General features: G+C 35.9%; 25 protein-coding genes. 15 read left to right on the plus strand and 10 right to left on the minus strand.

Features of this window, described 5'->3' with window-relative positions; translation table 11 throughout:
• Positions 1-207: 207 nt before the first annotated feature.
• The 3 genes from M899_RS06630 to M899_RS06640 all read left to right on the plus strand — a co-directional run bounded on the left by M899_RS06630 (position 208) and on the right by M899_RS06640 (position 2,023).
• Positions 208-1,086, plus strand: a complete 879-nt coding sequence (locus tag M899_RS06630; RefSeq protein WP_021270745.1) for a hypothetical protein — start codon at positions 208-210, stop codon at positions 1,084-1,086.
• Positions 1,087-1,106: 20 nt separating this feature from the next.
• Positions 1,107-1,409 (plus strand): hypothetical protein, encoded by a 303-nt coding sequence (locus tag M899_RS06635; protein ID WP_021270690.1) that lies wholly within the window; start codon positions 1,107-1,109, stop codon positions 1,407-1,409.
• 122 nt (positions 1,410-1,531) lie between these two features.
• Positions 1,532-2,023, plus strand: a complete 492-nt coding sequence (locus tag M899_RS06640; protein WP_034728293.1) for an RrF2 family transcriptional regulator — start codon at positions 1,532-1,534, stop codon at positions 2,021-2,023.
• 9 nt (positions 2,024-2,032) lie between these two features.
• Here M899_RS06640 and M899_RS06645 read toward each other — a convergent pair whose 3' ends face one another.
• Positions 2,033-2,392, minus strand: coding sequence for a hypothetical protein (locus M899_RS06645; protein WP_021270695.1), 360 nt, complete (start codon positions 2,390-2,392; stop codon positions 2,033-2,035).
• 429 nt (positions 2,393-2,821) lie between these two features.
• Between M899_RS06645 and M899_RS06650 the strand changes: the two genes are divergently transcribed.
• From M899_RS06650 to M899_RS06670, 5 genes are read left to right on the plus strand one after another with little or no spacing between them, the layout of a single operon-like run.
• Entirely contained in the window at positions 2,822-3,196 is a 375-nt protein-coding gene (locus M899_RS06650) for a hypothetical protein (RefSeq protein ID WP_155897128.1), read from the plus strand.
• A gap of 3 nt (positions 3,197-3,199) precedes the next feature.
• Positions 3,200-3,937 carry an ABC transporter ATP-binding protein gene (locus M899_RS06655; protein ID WP_021270728.1) on the plus strand — a complete coding sequence of 246 codons (738 nt, stop codon included), beginning with the start codon at positions 3,200-3,202 and terminating at the stop codon, positions 3,935-3,937.
• Positions 3,934-4,680 (plus strand): ABC transporter permease, encoded by a 747-nt coding sequence (locus tag M899_RS06660; RefSeq protein ID WP_021270713.1) that lies wholly within the window; start codon positions 3,934-3,936, stop codon positions 4,678-4,680. The genes M899_RS06655 and M899_RS06660 overlap by 4 nt, the downstream gene beginning before the upstream one ends.
• Positions 4,681-4,692: 12 nt before the next feature.
• The gene (locus M899_RS06665; RefSeq protein ID WP_021270729.1) at positions 4,693-6,666 is read left to right on the plus strand and encodes a GldG family protein; all 1,974 of its coding nucleotides are present in this window, start codon (positions 4,693-4,695) and stop codon (positions 6,664-6,666) included.
• Positions 6,663-7,691 carry a DUF4340 domain-containing protein gene (locus tag M899_RS06670; RefSeq protein WP_021270673.1) on the plus strand — a complete coding sequence of 343 codons (1,029 nt, stop codon included), beginning with the start codon at positions 6,663-6,665 and terminating at the stop codon, positions 7,689-7,691. Before M899_RS06665 ends, M899_RS06670 begins: the two co-directional genes overlap by 4 nt.
• Positions 7,692-7,731: 40 nt before the next feature.
• On the opposite strand, the gene M899_RS06675 is transcribed toward M899_RS06670, so the two are convergent.
• Positions 7,732-8,139 carry a MauE/DoxX family redox-associated membrane protein gene (locus M899_RS06675; RefSeq protein ID WP_021270764.1) on the minus strand — a complete coding sequence of 136 codons (408 nt, stop codon included), beginning with the start codon at positions 8,137-8,139 and terminating at the stop codon, positions 7,732-7,734.
• A gap of 80 nt (positions 8,140-8,219) precedes the next feature.
• Between M899_RS06675 and M899_RS06680 the strand changes: the two genes are divergently transcribed.
• Complete coding sequence (locus tag M899_RS06680; protein WP_034728296.1) at positions 8,220-8,639, plus strand: hypothetical protein; 420 nt, start codon at positions 8,220-8,222, stop codon at positions 8,637-8,639.
• Positions 8,640-8,799: 160 nt separating this feature from the next.
• Here the strand turns inward: M899_RS06680 and M899_RS06685 are convergent, their stop codons facing one another.
• The 3 genes from M899_RS06685 to M899_RS18365 form a co-directional block, all read right to left on the minus strand.
• Complete coding sequence (locus M899_RS06685) at positions 8,800-11,559, minus strand: bifunctional aconitate hydratase 2/2-methylisocitrate dehydratase (protein ID WP_021270758.1); 2,760 nt, start codon at positions 11,557-11,559, stop codon at positions 8,800-8,802.
• 144 nt (positions 11,560-11,703) lie between these two features.
• Positions 11,704-12,222 (minus strand): HutD/Ves family protein, encoded by a 519-nt coding sequence (locus M899_RS17595; RefSeq protein ID WP_052610321.1) that lies wholly within the window; start codon positions 12,220-12,222, stop codon positions 11,704-11,706.
• Between the two features lie 99 nt (positions 12,223-12,321).
• Positions 12,322-12,732 (minus strand): hypothetical protein, encoded by a 411-nt coding sequence (locus M899_RS18365; RefSeq protein ID WP_021270698.1) that lies wholly within the window; start codon positions 12,730-12,732, stop codon positions 12,322-12,324.
• 236 nt (positions 12,733-12,968) lie between these two features.
• Here M899_RS18365 and M899_RS17600 point away from each other — a divergent pair, with 236 nt between their 5' ends.
• Positions 12,969-14,072 (plus strand): glycoside hydrolase family 25 protein, encoded by a 1,104-nt coding sequence (locus M899_RS17600; RefSeq protein WP_021270759.1) that lies wholly within the window; start codon positions 12,969-12,971, stop codon positions 14,070-14,072.
• A 62-nt stretch (positions 14,073-14,134) separates the two neighbouring features.
• Positions 14,135-15,427 carry a hypothetical protein gene (locus M899_RS06700; RefSeq protein WP_021270650.1) on the plus strand — a complete coding sequence of 431 codons (1,293 nt, stop codon included), beginning with the start codon at positions 14,135-14,137 and terminating at the stop codon, positions 15,425-15,427.
• A 1-nt stretch (position 15,428) separates the two neighbouring features.
• Here the strand turns inward: M899_RS06700 and M899_RS06705 are convergent, their stop codons facing one another.
• The 3 genes from M899_RS06705 to M899_RS06715 form a co-directional block, all read right to left on the minus strand.
• Positions 15,429-15,905 carry a DUF5522 domain-containing protein gene (locus tag M899_RS06705; protein ID WP_021270738.1) on the minus strand — a complete coding sequence of 159 codons (477 nt, stop codon included), beginning with the start codon at positions 15,903-15,905 and terminating at the stop codon, positions 15,429-15,431.
• 64 nt (positions 15,906-15,969) lie between these two features.
• The gene (locus M899_RS06710; RefSeq protein WP_021270757.1) at positions 15,970-16,548 is read right to left on the minus strand and encodes a DNA-3-methyladenine glycosylase I; all 579 of its coding nucleotides are present in this window, start codon (positions 16,546-16,548) and stop codon (positions 15,970-15,972) included.
• A gap of 15 nt (positions 16,549-16,563) precedes the next feature.
• Entirely contained in the window at positions 16,564-17,127 is a 564-nt protein-coding gene (locus M899_RS06715; RefSeq protein ID WP_021270643.1) for a TetR/AcrR family transcriptional regulator, read from the minus strand.
• Positions 17,128-17,220: 93 nt separating this feature from the next.
• Here M899_RS06715 and M899_RS06720 point away from each other — a divergent pair, with 93 nt between their 5' ends.
• Positions 17,221-18,012 carry an NADH(P)-binding protein, PF13460 family gene (locus M899_RS06720; RefSeq protein ID WP_021270669.1) on the plus strand — a complete coding sequence of 264 codons (792 nt, stop codon included), beginning with the start codon at positions 17,221-17,223 and terminating at the stop codon, positions 18,010-18,012.
• Positions 18,013-18,112: 100 nt separating this feature from the next.
• Positions 18,113-18,655, plus strand: a complete 543-nt coding sequence (locus M899_RS06725; RefSeq protein WP_021270706.1) for a hypothetical protein — start codon at positions 18,113-18,115, stop codon at positions 18,653-18,655.
• Here M899_RS06725 and M899_RS06730 read toward each other — a convergent pair.
• Together M899_RS06730 and M899_RS06735 are read right to left on the minus strand one after the other, a co-directional pair.
• Positions 18,652-19,155 (minus strand): hypothetical protein, encoded by a 504-nt coding sequence (locus tag M899_RS06730; RefSeq protein ID WP_021270720.1) that lies wholly within the window; start codon positions 19,153-19,155, stop codon positions 18,652-18,654. The genes M899_RS06725 and M899_RS06730 overlap by 4 nt on opposite strands.
• A gap of 8 nt (positions 19,156-19,163) precedes the next feature.
• Positions 19,164-20,267 carry a hypothetical protein gene (locus tag M899_RS06735; protein ID WP_021270746.1) on the minus strand — a complete coding sequence of 368 codons (1,104 nt, stop codon included), beginning with the start codon at positions 20,265-20,267 and terminating at the stop codon, positions 19,164-19,166.
• A gap of 224 nt (positions 20,268-20,491) precedes the next feature.
• On the opposite strand from M899_RS06735, the gene M899_RS06740 reads away from it, so the two are divergent.
• Together M899_RS06740 and M899_RS06745 are read left to right on the plus strand one after the other, a co-directional pair.
• A complete protein-coding gene (locus M899_RS06740) occupies positions 20,492-21,031 on the plus strand; it encodes a hypothetical protein (RefSeq protein WP_021270724.1) in 540 nt (179 codons plus the stop codon).
• A 17-nt stretch (positions 21,032-21,048) separates the two neighbouring features.
• Complete coding sequence (locus M899_RS06745) at positions 21,049-21,618, plus strand: hypothetical protein (protein WP_021270696.1); 570 nt, start codon at positions 21,049-21,051, stop codon at positions 21,616-21,618.
• Positions 21,619-21,636: the final 18 nt, after the last annotated feature.

Here is a 21,636-nt window from a genome sequence, read left to right on the forward strand (position 1 = left end):
ATCTTAATCTTTCATCCTGAGAATTAATCTAGTTTCTCTTAAAGTTCCTTTTCTAAGTCATTCGTTTTTGGCGGTAAGATACATATTGAAATCCTCGTGATTTTAATTGTTTAAGAATGTGACAGTGCAGAAATATCTACATATGAATATTGAGACCTATCTTCAAATACGTTAGTTTTTAATCACTAATGTATTAAGGAGAGTCGGATGAAAATTTTTATTTTCACTCTTGTCGCTTTGTTTTCAACTTTGGCAAACGCTGATTTTGTTGGATTAAAAGGTCAGAGTTGTTCATTTATTGAGAAGAATTTTAAAATTCTAAACGATAGTCACGATGATAAATTTTATTTCTTAGAATTTGGTGCCGGTGATTATGTTGTTTGCGATAGAAAGAGTTTTAATATCGTAGAGCTAGCTTTAACTGAAGAAACGGCAAAAGTTATAAGCGGTCTCAATTCTAATTCTTCAAAAATTGATAACTACAATTTAAGAGCTTATCAACTTCTTAGAAAATTTCAGTACATTAGTAAACCAGAATTGGAAGATGGTTTAGAAGTTTATACCGTTCACTATACTGATAAGGGACAATATAAGTTTTATGTCGTAGAGGGCAAGGTCGTTGTTATTAAGGCGATTTGGGATGCCTATTTAAAAAACGTAGAAGAAGTCACTAGAAAAAATAAAATAGTGGCAGAGAGAACGTCCTATATGAAAGAGATGGCAGAGATTCTAGGAGTGCGCACTCTTCTTTTTGATTATCAATTTGCAACATTTGATAAAGTTACTGTAACCAGAGATGGCTGCAAGATTAATTTTAAAGGTTCTGCATCAGAGAGAAAGCACCCTGCCACTATCACGAAAGCTGGACCAATTACATTTGATTTCTCCCTTGATTTCGCCAATGGAATTGGTTGGACTCCACGCAATTTGTATATCGAATTCAGTAGACAGGCCGGTCGCACAGGAACTTACTGGAACAAAAATAATGAATACTATTTTGATCGTTTCCAATTCAATGTCGAAGGTGTCACTCCTCGCATTAACCAGCTTTTAAATAAACTACATAACTCTTGTTATAAAAAATAATTTCTTTAAAGGAGAAAAATATGAAAAAGATTATTTTATTGGCCTTAACATTGGCATCAGTATCTTCTATGGCACGAAGCTTTCGCGTGAATGCGGATGTAAGTTTTAACAACACTCACGCTCAGGCTGTTGTTCAAAATTATTGGAATCGTGCAATGGTTTGTTCTGGAAGAGCTTCAGGATTTACTCAAAATGGCGTGCGCCTTGATTCATTCATGAACAATGTGGTTATTTACCCAGGTAGTTATGCCTATATCAATGTTTATACAAATAGATTTGATCCATTTATGGACGTAAGGGCCTCTGTTAAATGTCGATTCTAATTTTAGAATAAATAAGGACGCCTGAGAGCGTCCTTTTTTTTCATCTAATTTCAAATAAGATACCCATTTTACGCAATATGCTGTATTTTTAAATGAGTTAAAAATTTTAAAAAAGTGAAATCTTGAAACTAAGTAATCAGATCGAATGGGCAATTCACTGTATGGAGCTACTGGCAAGAGTGCCGGATGGCATCTATATTCCCACAAAAGTATTGGCGAAGTTTCACGGCGTACCAAAAGAGTATCTTTCAAAGGCCCTTCAATGTTTAGCAGCTGCTGAACTTATTGAAGGAACTCTTGGCCCAAGAGGAGGATACCGAATTGCCAGATCTCCTTCTAAAATTAGTCTTCTGGACATCGTTGAGGCCATCGAGGGCACAAAAAAATCTTTCAATTGCCAAGAGATTCGCTTCAATAATCCATGCCTAAAAAAAGAACATAAAGATAGAAGTACGACTTGTACGATCGCAAAGGCGATGTACCAAGCTGATGAAGCTTGGCGTGCCGTCCTTAGAAAGACAAAATTATCTGATATCATCTCTGGAATTAATAACGAAGTCCCTTCTATTATTTTTGAACTCTCTGAAGAATGGATTCAAAACGAACTTTCTTAGCAGAGAAGTTTAGAGATTTGGTGGGGATTGAGCTGCAAAGGAATTCTCAAGCTTCGAGCTGAAGCGTCTTCTCTTCCAATTTAAAAGCTGTTGTTCGATATCCTCTTCTAGCATTAAGTATGCTTGATAAGGATTATGAGCAATTTTTTTTGAATAAAAATTTTCACTTAATGATTTGATATTTATTTTCCCAATATAACAGGAACTTCTTTTTTCAAATTCGAGCTTAAAAGAGCAATGCGATGGACACTTTTCTTTAAGTTGATCTACTCTCTTTTTGATCTTTTGGTATTGATTTTGATTGAGTTCAATACCGAAGAATGAAACAGTTGGATCATTTGAGATTTGCGAGTCTCTTTTCATCAACATATGGCCTCCTTGTAATAGATTGATGGTTGAAACAACATCTATTTCGAATCTTTTTTAAGTACCCGTAAATAGAAGGTCTCAGCCACTGTCTTTTTCAAGATGGTATTTAAAATATTATCGTCAAGGCTTAGTGTTAATTTTTTTTTATTTTGAACCTTGACAATTTTTTTTTAGATACCAGCATTTCTTAAGAAGTTATATTAACGAGGAGTGTGAAATGATATGCCCACAGAGCAATCTGATCAATGTCAAAAAATTCTTTCCGCCAATGTTGATCCTAATAGTCAACAAAATTTCAGTCTTCAAATTTTTTAAAATGAACTCTTAGAAGTAGATGCATTGTTTTTAAGTAGGAGATTTCTTATGAAGTTTGTGAAAAGATATTTTAATTTGCATACGTTTAAATATTCAAATTTAGAACAAAGCATCATGTTGGTGCTAACGGCTCCCGTGATTTACTCGATGATTATTCCTGCGATTATTTTAGATTTGTTCATTTATATTTATCAAAATATTTGTTTTCCTGTTTATGGAATTGAAAAGGTTGATCGATCTCATTATATTGCTTTTGATCGTCATAAACTTTCTTATTTAAATTCTATCCAAAAAATTAATTGTACTTATTGTAGCTATTTTAATGGCCTCATTGCATACGTCAGAGAAGTTGCTTCACGTACAGAAAAATACTGGTGTCCAATTAAACATTCGATACGAAAGAAAGGACTACATAAGAGACATAAAGAGTTTTTTGAGTATGGAGACGAAAGTTTCGTTAATGATAAACGTAATAATGTAGGAGGTTAAATCATGCTTGAGGTTAATTCAATCTCAAAGAGATTTGGTGATTTCCATGCAGTGAAAGGGGTTAGTTTTAACGCCAATCAGGGGGAAGTATTGGGCTTTTTAGGACCCAATGGTGCTGGGAAATCAACCACAATGAAAATGATTACGGGCTTTTTAGAGGCGACTAATGGAGATGCAATCATTTGTGGTAATTCCATACAAAAGAACACACTAGAGGCAAAAAAGAATCTTGGTTATGTGCCAGAGAATGCGCCTTTATATGAGGACATGTATGTTAGAGAGTTTTTAGAGTTCATTGCAAAGATGCGTGGAATTGAGACACATTTAATTGAAAATAGAGTTCGTGAAGTTATCAAAATGTGCGCTCTCGAATCTGTAGAATTTCAAAAAATAGAAACACTATCTAAGGGATACAAAAGAAGAGTCTCTTTGGCCCAATCATTAGTTCATGATCCAAAGGTTCTCATTTTAGATGAGCCAACTGATGGGCTCGATCCAAATCAAAAGCATGACGTAAGAGAACTGATAAAGAAGCTTGCTAAAGAAAAATGCATTTTAATTTCTACTCATATATTGGAAGAAGTTGAAGAAGTTTGTGATAGATGCATTATCATTGGAGAAGGGGAAAAATTATTTGAAGGAACTCCCAATGAGTTGAAATTGAAATCTGATAATGGGCGAATCCAAGATGTTTTTAGAGCAATTACTACTGGTCATGAAATTCAGGGAGTCGCAGTATGATGAATCGAACGATAAAGTACTTATTCATAAAAGAGTTTGCAAGTTATTTTAAAACACCATTAGGATATGTCTTTTTAGTAATGTTTTTATTTGGTATTGGTTATTTGACTTTTGAGCCGGGTCGAGGAAGTTTTTTCCATATGCGTGAAGCCTCTATGAGCTCCTTCTTTAGATACATCCCTTGGATGTTTATCTTCTTAATACCTGCTGTTAGTATGAGGCTTTGGTCTGATGAAAGAAAGTCTGGAACGATAGAGCTTCTTTTTACGATGCCTGTTACTGTAAGGGATGCCGTGCTCGCTAAATTTTTAGCATCATGGCTATTCATCGCAGTGGCATTAGCAGGAACCTTTCCAATGGTTTTAACTGTTGTCTACCTGGGAAATCCTGATCTTGGAGTGGCCCTCTTGGGGTATGTCGCTTCTTTTCTTATGGCCGGTGCGCTTCTAGCTGTAGGAGGATTTTTCTCGGCCCTTACCAAGAATCAAGTTATTAGCTTCATACTTACCGTTTGTGTAAGTTTTTTGTTGGTGATGGCCGGATCTCCACCGATTCTTGATTTTATCTCCACATTTTCACCAAAATATTTAGTAGATGTTTTCGAATCCCTTAGTGTTTTAAATCATTTTGACTCAATAGAAAGGGGGGTTATAAGCCTAAGTGATTTATGGTTCTTTCTCGTCATGATCGTATGCTGGTTATATGGAAATATTATTCTTCTGAATGAGAATAAGGCTAATTAGGAGGGCAAGGAAATGGATAAGCATAACGAAAATGTTCTAAAAGTTATTCTGGGTCTATTTTCTATGACCTTGATGATTTATATTGGTTCAACTTTATTAAAAAGAGCAAGAGTAGATTTTACTCAAGAGAGATTGTATACCCTTTCTAAAGGAACAAAATCAATTCTGTCTAAGTTAGATTCACAGGTAAAACTAAAGCTATACTACTCAAAGACTGCAGCGAATAAAGGAACTGAAGGATTAAGAGTATTTAATAACCATTATCTTTATGTTCAAGAACTTTTACGTCAGTACGTTGCTAATTCAAGAAATAATCTTAGTCTTGAGATCATCGACCCAAGGCCAGATACTCCTGAAGAAGAAGATGCAATAGTTTACGGGTTAAGAAAGTTTTACTTAACAGAGACAGAAAGTTATTTTTTTGGGCTTGTTGCTGAAAATGAATCTGGTACAGAAAAAGTTATCGATTTTTTTGATCCAAACCAAAAAGATAAGCTTGAGTACAAGTTAACCAAATTAATTTATACCGTACTCAATCCACAAAAGAAAACCATTGGTATTATTTCTTCTATGGATGTCATGACCGAAAATTTAAGTCCGTATATGGCACAAATTATGCGAATGCAGGGGAAAAGTGTCGATGAGTCTTGGACTGTGACCAATATGCTTTCAGATTTTTACAATATTAGAAAAATTGAAAAGGATACTAAATCTATTTCAGGAATAGATTCCTTAGTTGTAATCCATCCAAAAGGATTTTCTGATGCAACACTTTTTGCGATTGATCAATTTATATTGAAGGGTGGAAATCTACTCGTTCTTGTTGATCCTAACGCTGTTAGCGATAGAAGCGCTAGTATGCTTGGTGGGGTTTCTAGTTCTCCAGATGCTGCATTTAAAAAAATAATGGACAAATGGGGATTAGAACTAAAGACCAATACATATGCAGGGGATAAATATCTGAGCGGAGTTGGTCGATTTAATCCAAATATGCCGGCAGGAAGGCTTCTCGCACTTGTAAATTGTAACGAGAATTGTACTGATGATTATAAAGACAATGTAACTTCTGGGATAAATAATTCAACTTTTATTTTTCCAGGAGTTCTGGAGGCAAGCTCTGTTGAAAATGTTGAGCATACTCCAATCTTGTCCACGACGGCCAAAGGAAATAGTTATACAGCAGTGGGGTATGAGCTAAATAATCCTGAAACTCTTTGGAATAAATTCATTGAAGGAACGAAACCTGTTGTGATGGCCTATAAAGTTGTTGGAAAGTTTAAAACTGCATTTCCTGATGGTGTAAAATCAACAGTCAATGGTAATAACAAAAATGAAAATGAAGAACCAAAGAAAGTTGAAGTTATAAAAGAGTCGTCAAAAGAAAGTGCAATTATTGTCTTCTCGGATGTTGATTTTATTAATGATCAATTTGCTTTTAAGAATACTTTTCTAGGGAAAGCTATCGCTAATGATAATAGTACTTTGTTTTTGAATAGTGTTGAGGCCCTGAACGGAGATATTGATTTGATGAGTGTTAGATCAAAAGGTCGTGTTAATCGTTCATTTGATGTCATTAATGACATTGAATTTGAATCAGAGAAAAGGACTGCGGATAAGGTAAGAGAAATTAATTCTAGGATTTCTAAATTTCAGGCTGAACTAAATCAGTTGGGACAAAATGCGAGCACTGAAAATATTGCACTTCTTCAAAATGAAGGTATTGAGAAGAAAAAAGAGCTCGCTAGAAGCATTGCGGTCCTTAAGAAAGAACTTCGTAACGTAAAGCGAGAGGGGCGTGAGAGTATTGAGGCGATTGGGAAATTCTTTCAATACTTAAATACACTCTTCGTTCCAATAATCATAGTTGGTTTTGGTGTTTATTTTAATAATAAAAGAAACCGCTTGATGCGCGGAAAAAGAGTTATGAGGAATAAAGCAGATTGTAATACGAAGCAATCAACTCAACTTGAAGAGGTGAATGTATGAAATTGAAGACATTATTAATTTTTACTAGCATCTTGTTTGTAACCTCTCTCTTTGTATATATGAATGAAAATAAAAGAGGTACAGACCTTCTTGCCGGGAGTGACTATATTAAAGGTCTTGATGTAAACAAAATTCAAAAGATCTCATTAAGTTTTGGCGACAATAAGAAAATTACACTTACAAGAGATTTAAATAGATTTGTTCTTGAGAATTATAAATCCTATCCTGCATCTGTATCTAAGGTAAACGACTTAATCTATAAAATAGCAAGTATTCAAGTCAGGGAAAAGGTGTCCTCTGATGTCAGTAAAGATGATCTTATTAATTATGAGCTGAGTGATGATAAGAGAAAATATCTTGTCGAGTTGTTCGATAATGATGGTAAGAAAACAATATCTTTCGTCGTCGGAAAATCTCATAAAGGAAAAGGGAATTATCTCTTTAGAGAAGGCAAGAATGAAATCTATCTTTCTGAGGAAAGTCTTTGGCTAAATTCATCATATAAAGACTTCATCAACACTGTTCTGTTAGAGGTGAAAGAGGAAGATATAGAAAAGTTATGGTTGACCTCAGACAAGAAGTTGGAGATTGTTAAAAAAGATAAAGAGTTTGTTTTTGAAGGACCTTTGGATAATAAATTTAAAAAAGAAAAAGCACAAAAGTTTGCTAAGAGTTTTTCATCAATCCAATTTGATGACTTTTACTCTCTAGCTGAACCAATGGTTCAAACTCTAAACTTTAATAAAGATATAAAAATTAAACTCAAGAATAAGTTGATATATAAGATTAGTTTTGCGAAAGAAAAAGAAGATCATTTTGTTAAGCTCACAGCTCTTTTAGATGAAGAACCGAGGTCATTTATTATTAGACAAGATGATAGTAAGCAAGAATTGCAAATGATTGAAGACGTTATAAAGGCCCAAACCGAGGCCCAACGAATAAATAGAGAAAAAGGGCCATGGGTCTATAAAATCAGTAAATCTGTATATGAAAATTTAGCAAAAGATTCTACATTTTTTCTATAATTAAATAGAGGGGGCAGAGGAGCCCCTCTATTTAATTATTTTAGAGAGACATTTTATAAAGTATTCCGGACCCAATTCCAAGAATCACAGTGAATATAATAAAGTCATAGGCCTCTGTTATTCCAAGTGAAAAAGTCATACTCAAAGTAAAAATAATTAAAAGAAGAACGCTTGCAAGTGAGGCATACTTTATAAAATTATTACTAATGAGTAATATCCCTAAAATCACCTCGACAATCGTAACAACATAACCAAGAAAATCTGAAAGACCTCTGGGAAACCAGGGATTCAGTGTTGCTGTGTATTCGAGAAATTTATCAAAATCTCCCCATACAACACCCACATTACCTGCAGGGCCTAGAAATCCTAGTCGATCGGCCACCACCCAGAAGTAGGTAATTGCTAAGGTCATTCTTATAAAGTGAAACAATCCTTTTTTCAGAGTCATATTTTTCTCCTTGAATAATTAAGGATATTTTATATCCTTAATTAGTGTTTTGCAAATAATATCAAAAAGGGGAGGTAAAAGTGAGTAATGACTTAAGATGGCGAGTGTTCTTTTCGCTATTAGCGATAGGAAATGTCATTAATGGGCTTTGGATGTTGATTTCACCAAATCATTGGTACTTGAATTTACCTGGGCGTATACCTGATTTTGGACCTATGAATGAGCATTTCATCAGAGATATGGGCTGCATCTTCATTATGCTTGCGATTATTTGTGTAAAGGCCATATATCAAAGTTCGTGGCGCTCCCATGCGTTTTTTATTCTACAGTTGTGGTTCATTCCTCACGCTGTAATTCATTTATTTGATACTCTAAGAGGGCTCGTGTCTATGGAGCATTTATATATGGATATTCCTCTTTGTTATGGACCGCCAATTCTGATAGCGATCATGCAATATATTTTTCACAAAGAGACTCAAGAAAAGGACAGATCACGATGAAAACTTTTTTCTTTATTTTGTGTGGCCTCTTTTTGGGAGCGGCACCAATTTTAAATTACTATTTTACCCATGGGCCTTCGTGTCCATGTCATGCTATTGATCCATTCAAAAAAAAGGACGCCTAGAAGCGTCCTTTCTTTTTATAAATGTAATTTGAAAATTACTTTGTAAGTGGAGCAAACTTAGTAAGCTCAATCCCCTTAACAGCATTCTTATACTCTTCAATACTAGGTGTTCTTCCTAGAACTGATGATAGGAAAACTACCGGAGTAGAAGAAAGAAGTGATTCACCTTTCTTAGTGTCAGAGTCTTGAACTACGCGGCCTTCGAAAAGACGAGTAGAAGTCGCCATAACAGTGTCACCCTTAGCGGCCTTTTCTTGGTTACCCATACAAAGGTTACAACCTGGTCTTTCTAGGTACATTGTATTGTCGTAAGTAGTACGAGCAACTGATTTAGGGTTTGTATCGTCAAATACGAATCCTGCGTACTTTGTTAGAATATCCCAATCACCTTCGGCCTTAAGCTCTTCGATGATATTGTAAGTTGGAGGAGCAACAACTAGTGGTGCTTTGAATTCAACTTTACCATCTTGTTTCTCAAGGTTTCTGATCATGTGAGCAAGAATTTGCATGTCACCTTTGTGAACCATACATGAACCGATAAATCCTAGATCAACAGGCTTTTTACCTTCGTAGAAAGAAATTGGTCTGATTGTATCGTGAGTATATCTTCTTGATGGATCTTCGTTGTTAACATCTGGGTCAGCAATCATTGGCTCGTCGATTAGGTCTAGATCAACTGTAAACTCAGCCGCGTACTTAGCGTTTGCATCTGGAGTAAGAGCTGGCTTAGCGCCAGATTTAATTTCAGCAATTCTCTTATCAGCTTTAGCAATAAGGCCTTTTAGAGATCCTGCTTTATTGTCCATACCTTTGTCGATCATACCATTGATTCTGCTCTTAGCGATTTCTAGAGACTCGATTAGAGTTTCGTCGCTTGAGATACAGATTGATGCTTTCGCTTTCATTTCAGCAGTCCAATCTGTGAATACGAAAGCTTGGTCAGCAAGAAGAGTTCCAATATGAACTTCGATAATTCTACCTTGGAAAACGTTTTCTCCACCGAAGTGCTTAAGCATTTGAGCTTGAGTCGCGTGAACAACGTCACGGAAATCCATATGATCTTTTAGAGTTCCTTTGAAAGTTACTTTAACAGATTCAGGAATTGGCATTGAAGCTTCACCAGTAGCAAGAGCTAGTGCAACAGTTCCGGAGTCAGCACCGAAAGCAACACCTTTTGACATTCTTGTGTGAGAGTCACCACCGATGATGATATCCCAGTCATCAACTGTAAGGTCGTTAAGAACCTTGTGGATAACGTCAGTCATTGCAGGGTATTTCTTATCTGGAGAGCGACCAGTAACAAGACCAGCTTGATTCATGAAGCTCATAAGTTTTGGTGTATTGGCAGCTGCTTTTGAATCCCAAACAGAAGCTGTGTGACATCCTGATTGGTAACCGATATCAACAGTTGTTGAGATTACTGTAGCGGCCATAGACTCAAGCTCTTGAGCCGTCATAAGACCAGTTGTATCTTGTGAACCAACAACGTTAACTCTTACTCTTACAACAGAACCTGCGTGAAGAGTTTTTCCTGGTGTTGCACCAAGTACGTTGTTGTTAAAGATTTTCTCAACTGCAGTAAGACCTTGTCCATCAACAGATACTTCTTTTGAAGGAGCGTATGCTGATTTAAGTTCAAGGCCAAGTGCTTTAGCTGCAAGAGTTTGTAGTTTCTTACCAAATACTACAGCGTAAGATCCACCAGCTCTCATGAATTCCATTTTTGGAGTCGTTAGAGCAGAAGCGATATCTTTTACTTCTTTTCCGTCTTTTAAAAGTTTTTTAGTCTTTGTGTTGATAGTGAAAATTGTTCCTGTATCAACAGAGAAAACCTGCTCAAGAACTGGTTCACCGTTAGCGTCGTAAACTGTTTTTCCAGCAGCATCAGTTTTCTTAACCCAGTTTTGTAGGTTGATACCAATCCCACCTGTAACGTCTACAGTTGTAAGGAAGATTGGAGCGATTCCATTTGTACCAGCAACAATAGGAGCGATGTTGATAAAGGGAACATATGGGCTAGCTTGCTTTCCTGTCCAAAGGGCAACGTTATTTACCCCTGACATTCTTGAAGAACCAACACCCATTGTACCTTTTTCAGCTACAAGCATTACTCTTGCATCAGGGTGCTTTGCTTGAAGCGCTCTGATTTCTTGTTGCGCTTCTGGAGTGATCATACACTGCCCGTGAAGTTCTCTATCTGAACGAGAGTGAGCTTGGTTACCTGGAGAGAGAAGGTCAGTTGAAATATCACCAATACCTGCAACAAAAGTTACAACTTTGATTTCTTCTTCAACTTCAGGAAGTTTTGTGTAGAACTCTGCTTTCGCATAGCTCTCTAGAATATCTTTTGCAAATTTATTTCCGTCAGCAAGACCTTTTTTAAGTCTGTCAGTGTCTGCATCGTATAGGAAAACCTGAGTCTTTAGAACTTCAGCAGCAGGCTTTGCAACTTTCTCATCGTTTCCTAGAGCTAGGTCTAGAAGAACTTCAACAGAAGGTCCACCTTTCATGTGAGAAAGTAGTTCAAAAGCAAAGTCAGTTGAAATTTCTGCAACTGTTGATTGACCTAGGATAATTTCTTTTAAGAATTTTGCTTTTTCAGCGGCAGCACTCGTTGTTCCCGGTACTGTATTATAGATGAAGAAGTTTAGAGATTCTTTACGGTGCTCATTGTTTGTGTCTTTGATCTGAGCAATGATTTCTTTTAGAAGTTCGCTACCATCAATTGGTTTTGCGTGAAGACCTTGTGTTTTTCTGTCTTCGATTTCCTTTAAGTAGTCTGCATACAAACTCATAGTTTTGTCCTGTCTTTAAATGTAGTTGATTATCCTAATGTTATAGCAAATAGCATTGAAATTCTCAATTGCTAGCGCATTAGGCCATTCATTGTTTTTTAGTTGATGCGGCGAGTATGTGACTCGGTGCTAAATGATATTTGTCTAAGAGATCGTCTTCAAGTGAATAAAGATAGAATTGGCCTTAATTTCTATCTCTTGTGCAATGTCATTCAAGCAAAGGCACTGGTCATCTGCAACAGTATAAATATAACAGAACTCACTTGCTCCTAGGACTATGTTTTTCTCTATAGGATTATCGATAACTTCAATTGAACATTCATATAGGGCCTGGTTCCAAAAAACATTGAAATCTGTGTTGGGCCCTGAAATTAGTTCAGCATCAATACTAATCTCACCTGAAAATGTATAGGGAACTAGGGGAGTGTCCATGATGTAATCCCCTGTTTCACTGTGGAGGACCATACCTTTTCCAGTCAACAAAAGAAGATGCCTCATAAAACCATTGAAGATTGAAAACGGCCCAGATTGATTTACTTGTGCAATAGAGATGCGAAAATTCCATTCACCAGTTTCTGGATAGCGAAAAATTTCTCTGGTAGTTCCACCACCATTTTTCCATGGCATTGATATGAAGTCTTTTGAGTGAATTATTTTTTTCATAATCTTAACTTAATATAAGTGCCACGTTCCCTTAAGAGAAATTTAGGGTACGTGGCACCTTAGTTCCTTAGTTGGCACCTTAGTTCTTATTTAAATCGATTAGAAGAGTTCACAAATAAAGCGCTCATCTTGCGCTCTATTTATTCTGTCATAACTGCACTTTGCTAATAGAGTGCAGTAAGACGCGCTACAATTACCATCTACAGATAAAGCATTATTGAAAATCGAATCAAAAATTTCTTTAGAACTTTCTGAAGAGATTGTGACTTCTTGATTGATGGTGCATTTATATTTTTCACCAGATGGTTGATATCGATCAAAACTACAGTTTGCTTCAAGGTTGCAAGTATTTGATGTGCAATAGACGTCCCCGCCATTATTTACGATGGAATTAAAAACTGAATAGGCCTTATCACCGACTAAATAATCACTATTAGCACTTGCGAGTGTAGAACTAAGAAAGGTTAGATAGATAATTAGTGTTTTCAGGCACTTAACTCCGGTAATCATAAGGGTGTGAGTAAAGATAATTGAGTTTTAAATTTATAGCAACGCTCGTTGTGATAATTACTCGTTTAAAGATTCTAGAAAGTTCTAAGGAAAATCGCTGAAGTGCCGATCTGGCCTGTATAGAGGGTAGCATTCTATAGCTAATTATGATCTTTCTGTACGTTTGTTGAGTTGTGTACGTTAGTTGCCATAGATCGTAATCGACAAAAGAAACGACGTTTCTTTTGAGTTTAATCATGAAAGTTTTTAATCTTTCGAATGTTTTTTTAGGTTTTCTTTTAATTCTTTTTACATCATGTCAACAGCAAGAAAATATACTCGAACTTGAATCGAGTATGCGCACGTTTGATATTGGAGTGTCTTATTCGTTAAAAATAAAAGTCTCAGAGAAAATTGAAAGGGTCACAATTCAATTTGGCGAAGAAGAGCAAGTTGAAGTGGTGGGATCTGTTTTTGAATTTACACCGCAAGAAGTGAAAGAGGCCGAGAAGGTTGTTTTACGTGGCCATGATGGTGATGACAAATTAATACAAGAAAGTAAATATACTTTTAAGTATGTCGATCCGTCTGTTACTGAACCAGTTGAGGATGATCCTGAAGTGCCTAGGCCTGTAGGAGAGTTTCCTCATCATAATCCTACTTCATTACCTCAGTTAAATACACTGAATCGCCCATGGAGTAATTCACAGTCTGCGATCGTGATTGATGCTTATGAAAGCAATGGTATTGATTGGGATAAAATGGCCGCTGACAAAAGAATGGCGGCCGTGATCCATAGATCTGGTGATGGACTTAAAGTTGATAAAGGTTACGCTCAAAGAAGAGAAATCGCCAGAGAGCGTGGTTACTTATGGGGTGCTTATCACTTGGGACGCCCAGGCAACGTTATTGAACAGGCCGATAAATTTTTAGATACTGTAGGTAATGATGACGAGGCCCTACTCATTCTTGATTTAGAAAATACTCAATCGTCATCAATGATGAATGTTAAAGAAGCCCTACAGTTTATTGATTACGTTTATGATCGCACCGGGAAAATCGTTGTCATATATGCCAACCACTCAACGGCGCTAGATCTTAACAGTAAAGCAAAAAATCATGCACTGATTAAAAAAGCCCCGTTTTGGTATGCTCGCTTTAGAGAAAATATCCCATCTTTTCCAACTGGTATATGGGATACATATTTCCTATGGCAATTCTCTAGCGAAATTAATTGTACAAAGACGGGATCATGTCTTTATAACGTTCCTGGTACACGCTACGATATGGACGTAAACGTCTTTCCTGGGACTGTGGATGAGCTGAAAACACTTTGGTACAATCCAGGTTCTGAAAACTAATTGATTGAGAAGTCAAAACACTTAGTTTTTAAGAATCAACAAAAGAATCCGATAAGAGACCTATGAGAATACAAGTAATCATAGGTCTTTTTTTTTCACTTAATTCACTTGCACAAGATTTTCAAAGTGAACAGTTCATCAGAGAAACTGGCTGCTACAATGGTTATTGTATTTCTACAAACCTTTTGGAAATTGCGAACCTTGAGAAATATACTCGTGCGATTATTCAAAATGAGACCGAAGCTACAGTTGTTCAATCATTAGAAATTCTTCGCCATCAAAATGTATCAAGTGCTGAGTTAACTAAAACGACGAAACCATTTTTTGATTATATGTTTCAAATGAATACTTTTGAGCCAAGCTCATTTGATAATGAGTTCCAAGAAATTTTACGAGCTTGCAGTATAAAAAAAGAAGATAAACTTGGGCAGAGTCGTATTAGTGAGAGACAGCTTCTCGTTGCAAAAGCTTTATGCATGAAAGAAAATTTGAAATTGAATTTAAAGTCGCTTGAAAATGAATGTGATAAAGTCTTAAAAGATACCTTTTCACTTATTGATTTATCATCGACATATCCAGGAAGTTTTTCTGATATTTATGTCGAATTTCTCGTGAAAAATCCCGAGTTTGATCAATATATTATAGAATTTGATAAGAAATTAAATGAACTCTTAGGTACAAATTGGAAGAGGGAAATTTATCAATATGACAGAACAAAACCTGAACAGTTCCCAAAGAAGATCAGCGATCTTGATCTTGGTGTACTGGCCATAGAGATTACTGGAAATAATGAAAAGGCAATAAAGCTAGTTCAAATTCTTCTCTCTGATCCTGGGGCAAGAGTCATAAAAAATGAATTTAGAGAGAGATTAAGAAGGGAAGATCATAATAGATTTAAAAAGCTTAAGGACGTTCTCGCAGATGATTCTATTAACTCTATGATTGAGCTAGGAATGTATTCTCGAAAAATATTTGGTATGGATTATAAAAGGAATTGGTCCAATAGAAACTATAAGGCAATTGCAGGAATTACCTTGGGATATGAACTTGGAAAAAGAGGGCATTCAAATGAACTCTCTTCTTGGGCATCACAATTTATCGGCGAGGCCTATAAGATAAAGGCCCATATCATTCCTGCCATCACTGCCAACAAGAGTATTGAAGGGGATCATCCTTATTTTGTCACTGATTCAGTGGCCCACTTTGCTGGGGCCGATTTTGGTCATCGAATCTCTCAGGGCAGAGGATATTCCGCTCAGGATAGGCAGAGGGCCGAGGCCACAGGTCGTGAGAATTCTGAGGCCCATTGGAAACAAATCGATAGATTTAAAACATTAATTCAAAAACTAGAATAAACTATAGCTTAACGTGTTCGATCCCCAGACCTTGATCTTGAAATTCTTTCTTTAAAAATAATTCTTTCACAGTTCGACCAGAGTTTCCATAACGAGAACTTTCAGAAAGCTTGTTAGAAAATTCGATAACAGCACAAATCTCACCTTTAAATTGTCCAAAGGCAAAGTCATTCAGATTTTCCGCCGTGATGTGATGGATTCTAATCTGATCTTTTTTTCCAAAAGCACTGGCAAGTAAGCTCATGGCGACAGCAGACTGTTCAACTGGTTTTGTATCTCTAATAATTTCATTGGCAAGTTTGAGATTCTTAGGAAGAATTTCTTGGATTTCAATACTGAAGTTTTTCAAAGTAAATCCATAAGGACAGTGAAGGCAATTCGTTTTACAACAAGTCCCTCTTTTTTTCAGATAAGCAGATGTAAAAACATTTTCACCATTACTATTTGTATAACTTAATTCGTTTTCCGTATTACTCATTAATTGTTCCTTATTCATGAGGATGACACTTTTTTAAGTATCACATTAGGTGAAATTTGGGGATCTAAACTTTAAAACAATCCTTGGCATGATCATTTACTAGCCCCATGGCCTGCATAAAAGCATACATTGTCGTAGGTCCTACAAATTTCCAACCGCGTTTTTTTAAATCTTTTGACAAAAGAATGGATTCCTCAGAAGTAGCTTGTATTTTCGATGTTCCTTTGGACTTCTTCTTTGCTTCATAACTCCAAAAGTAATTTGATAGAGAGCCAAATTCTTTTACAAGGTCGTGGGCCAATTTGGCATTATTAATAACGGCCTCTATTTTTCCTCTATGTCTAACAATCCCAGCGTCCAAAAGTAATCTATCCACATCTTTATCTGTGAATTTCGCCACTTTTTTATAGTCAAAGTTTTTGAAGGCCTTTCTAAAATGTTCGCGTTTAACTAAAATCGTTTTCCAGCTTAATCCCGATTGAAAACCTTCGAGGCAGATTTTTTCAAAAAGAATGCGATCATCTGTAACAGGATTTCCCCATTCATTATCATGGTATGAAATATACTGTTCATCTGAAGTGCACCAAGGGCATCTTTTTTTTCCATCATCACATTTAATGGCCTTATATACTTTTTGTTCCATATTTTGATCCTAAAATTATTTGATATCCTTCAAGTTGTCTTTGAGGATTTTATCTATTTCCTTATCGCTAAGTTTAAAACACTGATCGATAATTAAAAATGAAATACCATGAGCACAACTAAGCATACGCTTAATAGTATGTTCTAGCTCATTAATATTAGAACTCCCTTTTAAAGATTCATAGAGATATTTGTTAAGTTGTTCAGTAATAGTTTCGAATTCCTTGTACTCTTCCATGGCCGCTATTTGTTTAAAGTACATCGCTCGAAAATATCCTTCATGCTTTTTCGCAAATGCAATGTAGGCCTTGGCAAAATTCATAAGAGTAGCGCCTTTGGATTTGGCGATTTTTTCAAATTCTTCACACAGGATTTTGGCACCATCTAGTGCCATGTGAACTGCTATTTCATTTCTTGATTTAAAATGCTTGTAAATGGCGGCAGGGGAGACTTCACATTTGTTACTAATATCCCTGATAGAAAAATCAAGGGCGCCATTTTGGGCCACAAGCTCACTTGCATTATGAAGAATGGATTCTTTTAACGATCCATGGTGATAAGTATTTGTTTTTTTTCTCATTTGCCCATTATCTCATTTTTATACTTGCATGTAAACAAGTGTTAACTTAGCATGTGAACAATTGTTTACATTGGTGTTAACGTTGGAGTACAGATGAGACACTACTTAGTTGTTGCAGCGGCCTCGAGAGGGGCAAGATTATTTATCAAAAAGGCCCTATTAAAAGGTCATAACGTTACGGCCCTGTGCCGTGCCCCATCCGATGAATTGGCCCTAAAGAGAATGCAAGATTTATTAGAGGATACTGTTCTCACTCCAACTAATGAATTAATGGCCCAAGTTCCGGGTAGGCTTATTGCCAAAAGTGCTAATATTTTAAAGTCGAATACCTATGTAAAATTACTCATGGATGATCTTACTATTGATTCGATTTGTTGTTTTGTTGGACCAACTAAGTTTAAAGATATGATGAGTCCTAGATGCACAATCTATACTGATACAATTAGTGCCATTCTTGAAGGTTTAAAAGAGGCGAGACTTGTTGATCTCTATTTTCACAGCTCTGTTGGTGTTCTTGGTCAACCCGTTAATGCAAGACTTGCTATTCCTCAAAACTTTCCTTTTTACTTACATCAAGTTTTAAAATTTATTCCTGTGTTTAGAAATCTTGTAAAGAGTGAAAGAATACTTGGAGGGAATGATCTTAAAGATTTTGAGTATATTGTTTTTAGGCCTGCTTCTTTAACTGATGGATGTGCTAAAAGAAAATTTGGTTATTGTTTCAATGAAACAAGCTATCATGATCAGATGCTTCCCCTGAAAAAAGCTAAGCTCAGAATTTCCAGAGAAGATGTTGCTGAAGAAATCTTGCGTGTGACAGAACTTGATCGTCAATCTCGTAAAAAATGGGTTGGTCAGGGTGTTTATTTAGTTGATCTTATTTAGCCCCCTTAGTTGGAGGTTTTAAGCTCGTGAAAAGATTAATTATTATATTGGAAAATACTTACACTAGGTCAAAATTAAAGGTCATGTTAGGATTGTTCTTATGAAAAGAATATCACTGACTTTTTTATGTTTTTCAATTATTGCGATAACTTTTGCCAATGATTTCATGGAAAGTACCCTGACACTTCGAACTTCACTTTCCAAGCATAAAACATATAAAATTGCCAAAATTACAAAAGAAGTCCTTCCAAATGATGAGGGAAATGCCATCATCATACACACTAAAGGCGATGAAAAGTGCGTAATTCCTCTACAAAAAGTTGTAGATGTACCAAGGCCAAAATATCAGGGTTGTACTCACTGTAATGAAAAAAATGAAGAGATTGAAAACTATTACTCCGAAATATTTCTTAATGGTCAAACACCAGAGATATCATGTGACATATCAGAGGGAAAAGTAATGGCCTTCAGTTTCATAGGTCGCACAAGCGTAAAAGGTAAACCAATGCTTGTAAACCAAGGCCTTGTCTTTGATAATGCAGTCTATGAAGATAAGGCCTTTAAACCTGTTGTAAAAGAGCCAACTGCAATTGATCGTTTCTTTGATGATGCGGCCAAGGTTCTTCTAAAATATGCCTATTAAAAAAGCTCTTTCGCCAATTCCTTAAGTTCTAGAGAAATCTTATCTTCCTCAATTAATATTGGAATTCTCCATTTAGGTATAAGAGTATAGACCTTATTGAGGCAGACCGCCCTAATCGCAATAGCTATATTTTCATCCTCAAGGCAGTTCTTAAAAAAGAGCATCGCCTCATGACGCTTTGATGGTAATTGCTCAGCATTATTGTGTATACGTCCAACAACACTTGCGCCTTTTAGTATGATCTCGGGAGTATGATGGATTTCATGTTCGTTGAGGTTTTTTAAGTCACTAACTCGTGGAAGTGATACAAGTTCAGTATTTAAGTTATCTTCTTTTGAAATTTGAAAAGGCGTCTGTTCTCTTCTTGAGGAAATAATTTTAAGGGCCGATGATTGGGTTTTAATTTTTTCAATTAGAATTTCTTCTTGGCCCATCATTATTATTGAGAAGGCCAAGCCGAACGCAGAGAATACATAGAGAAAAATACGTTTTTTTTTCATTCTATTTGCTATCGAGACAATGAGGCTTCCATTAGTTCAGAAGAATCTTCCACTAAAACTTCATAGAAATGCCCTTCTGGCATTGGGTCTAAAAATTTAGGAATTTTCGGAGTTCTTAGCTCTACAAGTTGTGCTTCAGATTCACTTAGTTGACCTTGAAATTTTATTAATTCACTTTCATAGTCTTTTTTCATATCAGGATTTGTTTTAAATAAATTTTCATAAAATTCAACAACCCTTTGGAAGGCCTCAATCTCTTCAAGGAGTTTTTCTTCTGTTTTTAGGTGAGAGCGAACCACAACACGTGAAAGAGAATCAGTTATTGAAGCACTTAATTTTGTCTGGTCTTCAATCGAGCAAGTATGACAATTTGTTAATAGCATTTTTAGCGCGTGCGCTTCGAGTGAGTAAGAACCATTGCGAGAAGATTCACAGGCATAAAATCCAGAAAGAGCGTGACCAGTTGGGCAGACGTTATGAATAAAGCCAACATGCTCTGCATTTCCATCACTATGTCTGGCCTCATGAAAAATGGTTCCAAGTCTTTTGATTTTATTTGCTTCTGAATTTTGTTCTTTATTTACGAGAAGTCTTTCAAGAAATAGGCCTTCTCCGACTTGAACAATCCCAGTTCTAGGAGAAGGAACGTAAACTTCTTCGCGATTTAGTCTTAGTCCTTTGAGGATATTTTCGTTTTTCCCTGTGAGGTAAAGCTCCGCACCTAAGTTGGACATAATAATGACGGCACCATAGGTGTGAAAACCTTTTTCGAAGACACCATCAGGAAGTGGAGTAGAAGGGAAGACGTGACCCTTTTTCTTTAAGAGGTTTCTTCCTGTTCTTTTATAATCTTGCCCCACAATGTAGCGAACTCGATTAAAAACCCAATTGTATAATTCGGCGCCATTAACATCAGTTAGTTCAAAAACAGTTTTAAACTCAGAATCGACTTCTGTTTCAGGGGTATTGTACAGATAAATGAAATCTTCTTTTAGTGTTTGAATTTGTACTTTTGGAATACTTGAATCGAGATATATACCACCGAAATTTTCTTTTGCGCTTATATGTGAAGAAAGGGTTAAAAAGAGAACTAATCCAATTATCTTTTTCATTGTGATCCTTCGAATTGAAAGTGGTCCTCTCTTCTACTGGACAGACGAGTTAATGGTCAAGATTAATAATCAGCAATTCATTGTTTCACTTTTGATACTAATTGCTATTTGTAGTAATTTTATTTGTTAAGTTCAGCTTACTTTTTTGGTAAAAAAATAAAAACATTTTATTTGCGTCGTGTCATGACCCTTGATATAAGTCTCAAAACAAAGAGGAGGCGTGAATGTTAAAAAACTTTCTGACTATAAGTGTGTTGTCTATTTCCTTGTATTCACAAGGGGGATTTTTCAGTTCTAAAGAATTGATCCAGAAGAATTTTAATAAGGTTCTTTGTAAAGAGGTGAATGAACTTGGTGGCCCTGTTTCAGTTAAGGCCTTGGTGATTCGTTTACAAAAATTAACGAACTTAAGAAGAATTAGTGGAGAGCAGTCCTTGCGTGGTGATCTTTTCGTAGAGCTTTTGAATGGGCAAATTTTTAAAATGGATAATATAAATTTTAAAAGATCTGGTGGAGGTCAAGGCAGAAATAGATTGGCCGACGAACTAACGGCCAGATTGTCGATGAATGGAGGGAATCAATGGATTGAGCTACTTCTAGCTGCCCCGACAAAAGAAATGTATGAAGACGATATTTATTCATCTGATACAGATCTAACTGGAGGAATTAATATAGCAGCAGATGATATTAATATTTGGCTAGATGATCAGATTGATAGTGAAGGATTTAAGGATCCTCTACGTTGTACAGTCTCAATTCAATAATTAACAAGGAAATACTTATGAAAACAATAGTGATTTTAATGACAGTAATTTTTAATTTATCAACTTTTGCTTCTTCTTCAAAATTAACGAAGAGAAGAATGGAATTCTTACAAAAGAACTTTCCTCATATCACAAAGATCTTTGGAGCTTATAAAGGAATTCCGATGGTGCCTTATCAACCAAAAGGAGAAGAAGATACTTGTATTTTAAATATTTATCCGGTTGTTCTGTTCGATGACGATAAGCTCATTGAGTTCACTGTTCAAATTTCATATCTGGATTCAAAGAACCAATATAAGGAAGTTGTATTCGATAATGGAATTAGCTACGGAAGATTTCTTAGTGATCGCTATGAATATATTAAATCTATCAGTGAAGGAGGGATCGCCCAGTTTCAACTTCTTTCGGCGCCGTTAAATGCTTGGTTTGGGATTAAGCCAACTGTTATAAGATTTGAATTCGAAGAAGCTCAAAAATTATCAGAATTTTACATTAGTAAAAAGCCAATATTTGGCGCTAAAACAGACCCCTATAACAAAGATATGGGTTGTACGGAAATGGAAAAGGTTTCGGATAATTGGAATTAAAAAAAGGTGCCGTGATGG

It is taken from the genome of Bacteriovorax sp. BSW11_IV (assembly GCF_000447755.1).
In the GTDB taxonomy this organism is placed as follows: Bacteria; Bdellovibrionota; Bacteriovoracia; order Bacteriovoracales; family Bacteriovoracaceae; genus BSW11-IV.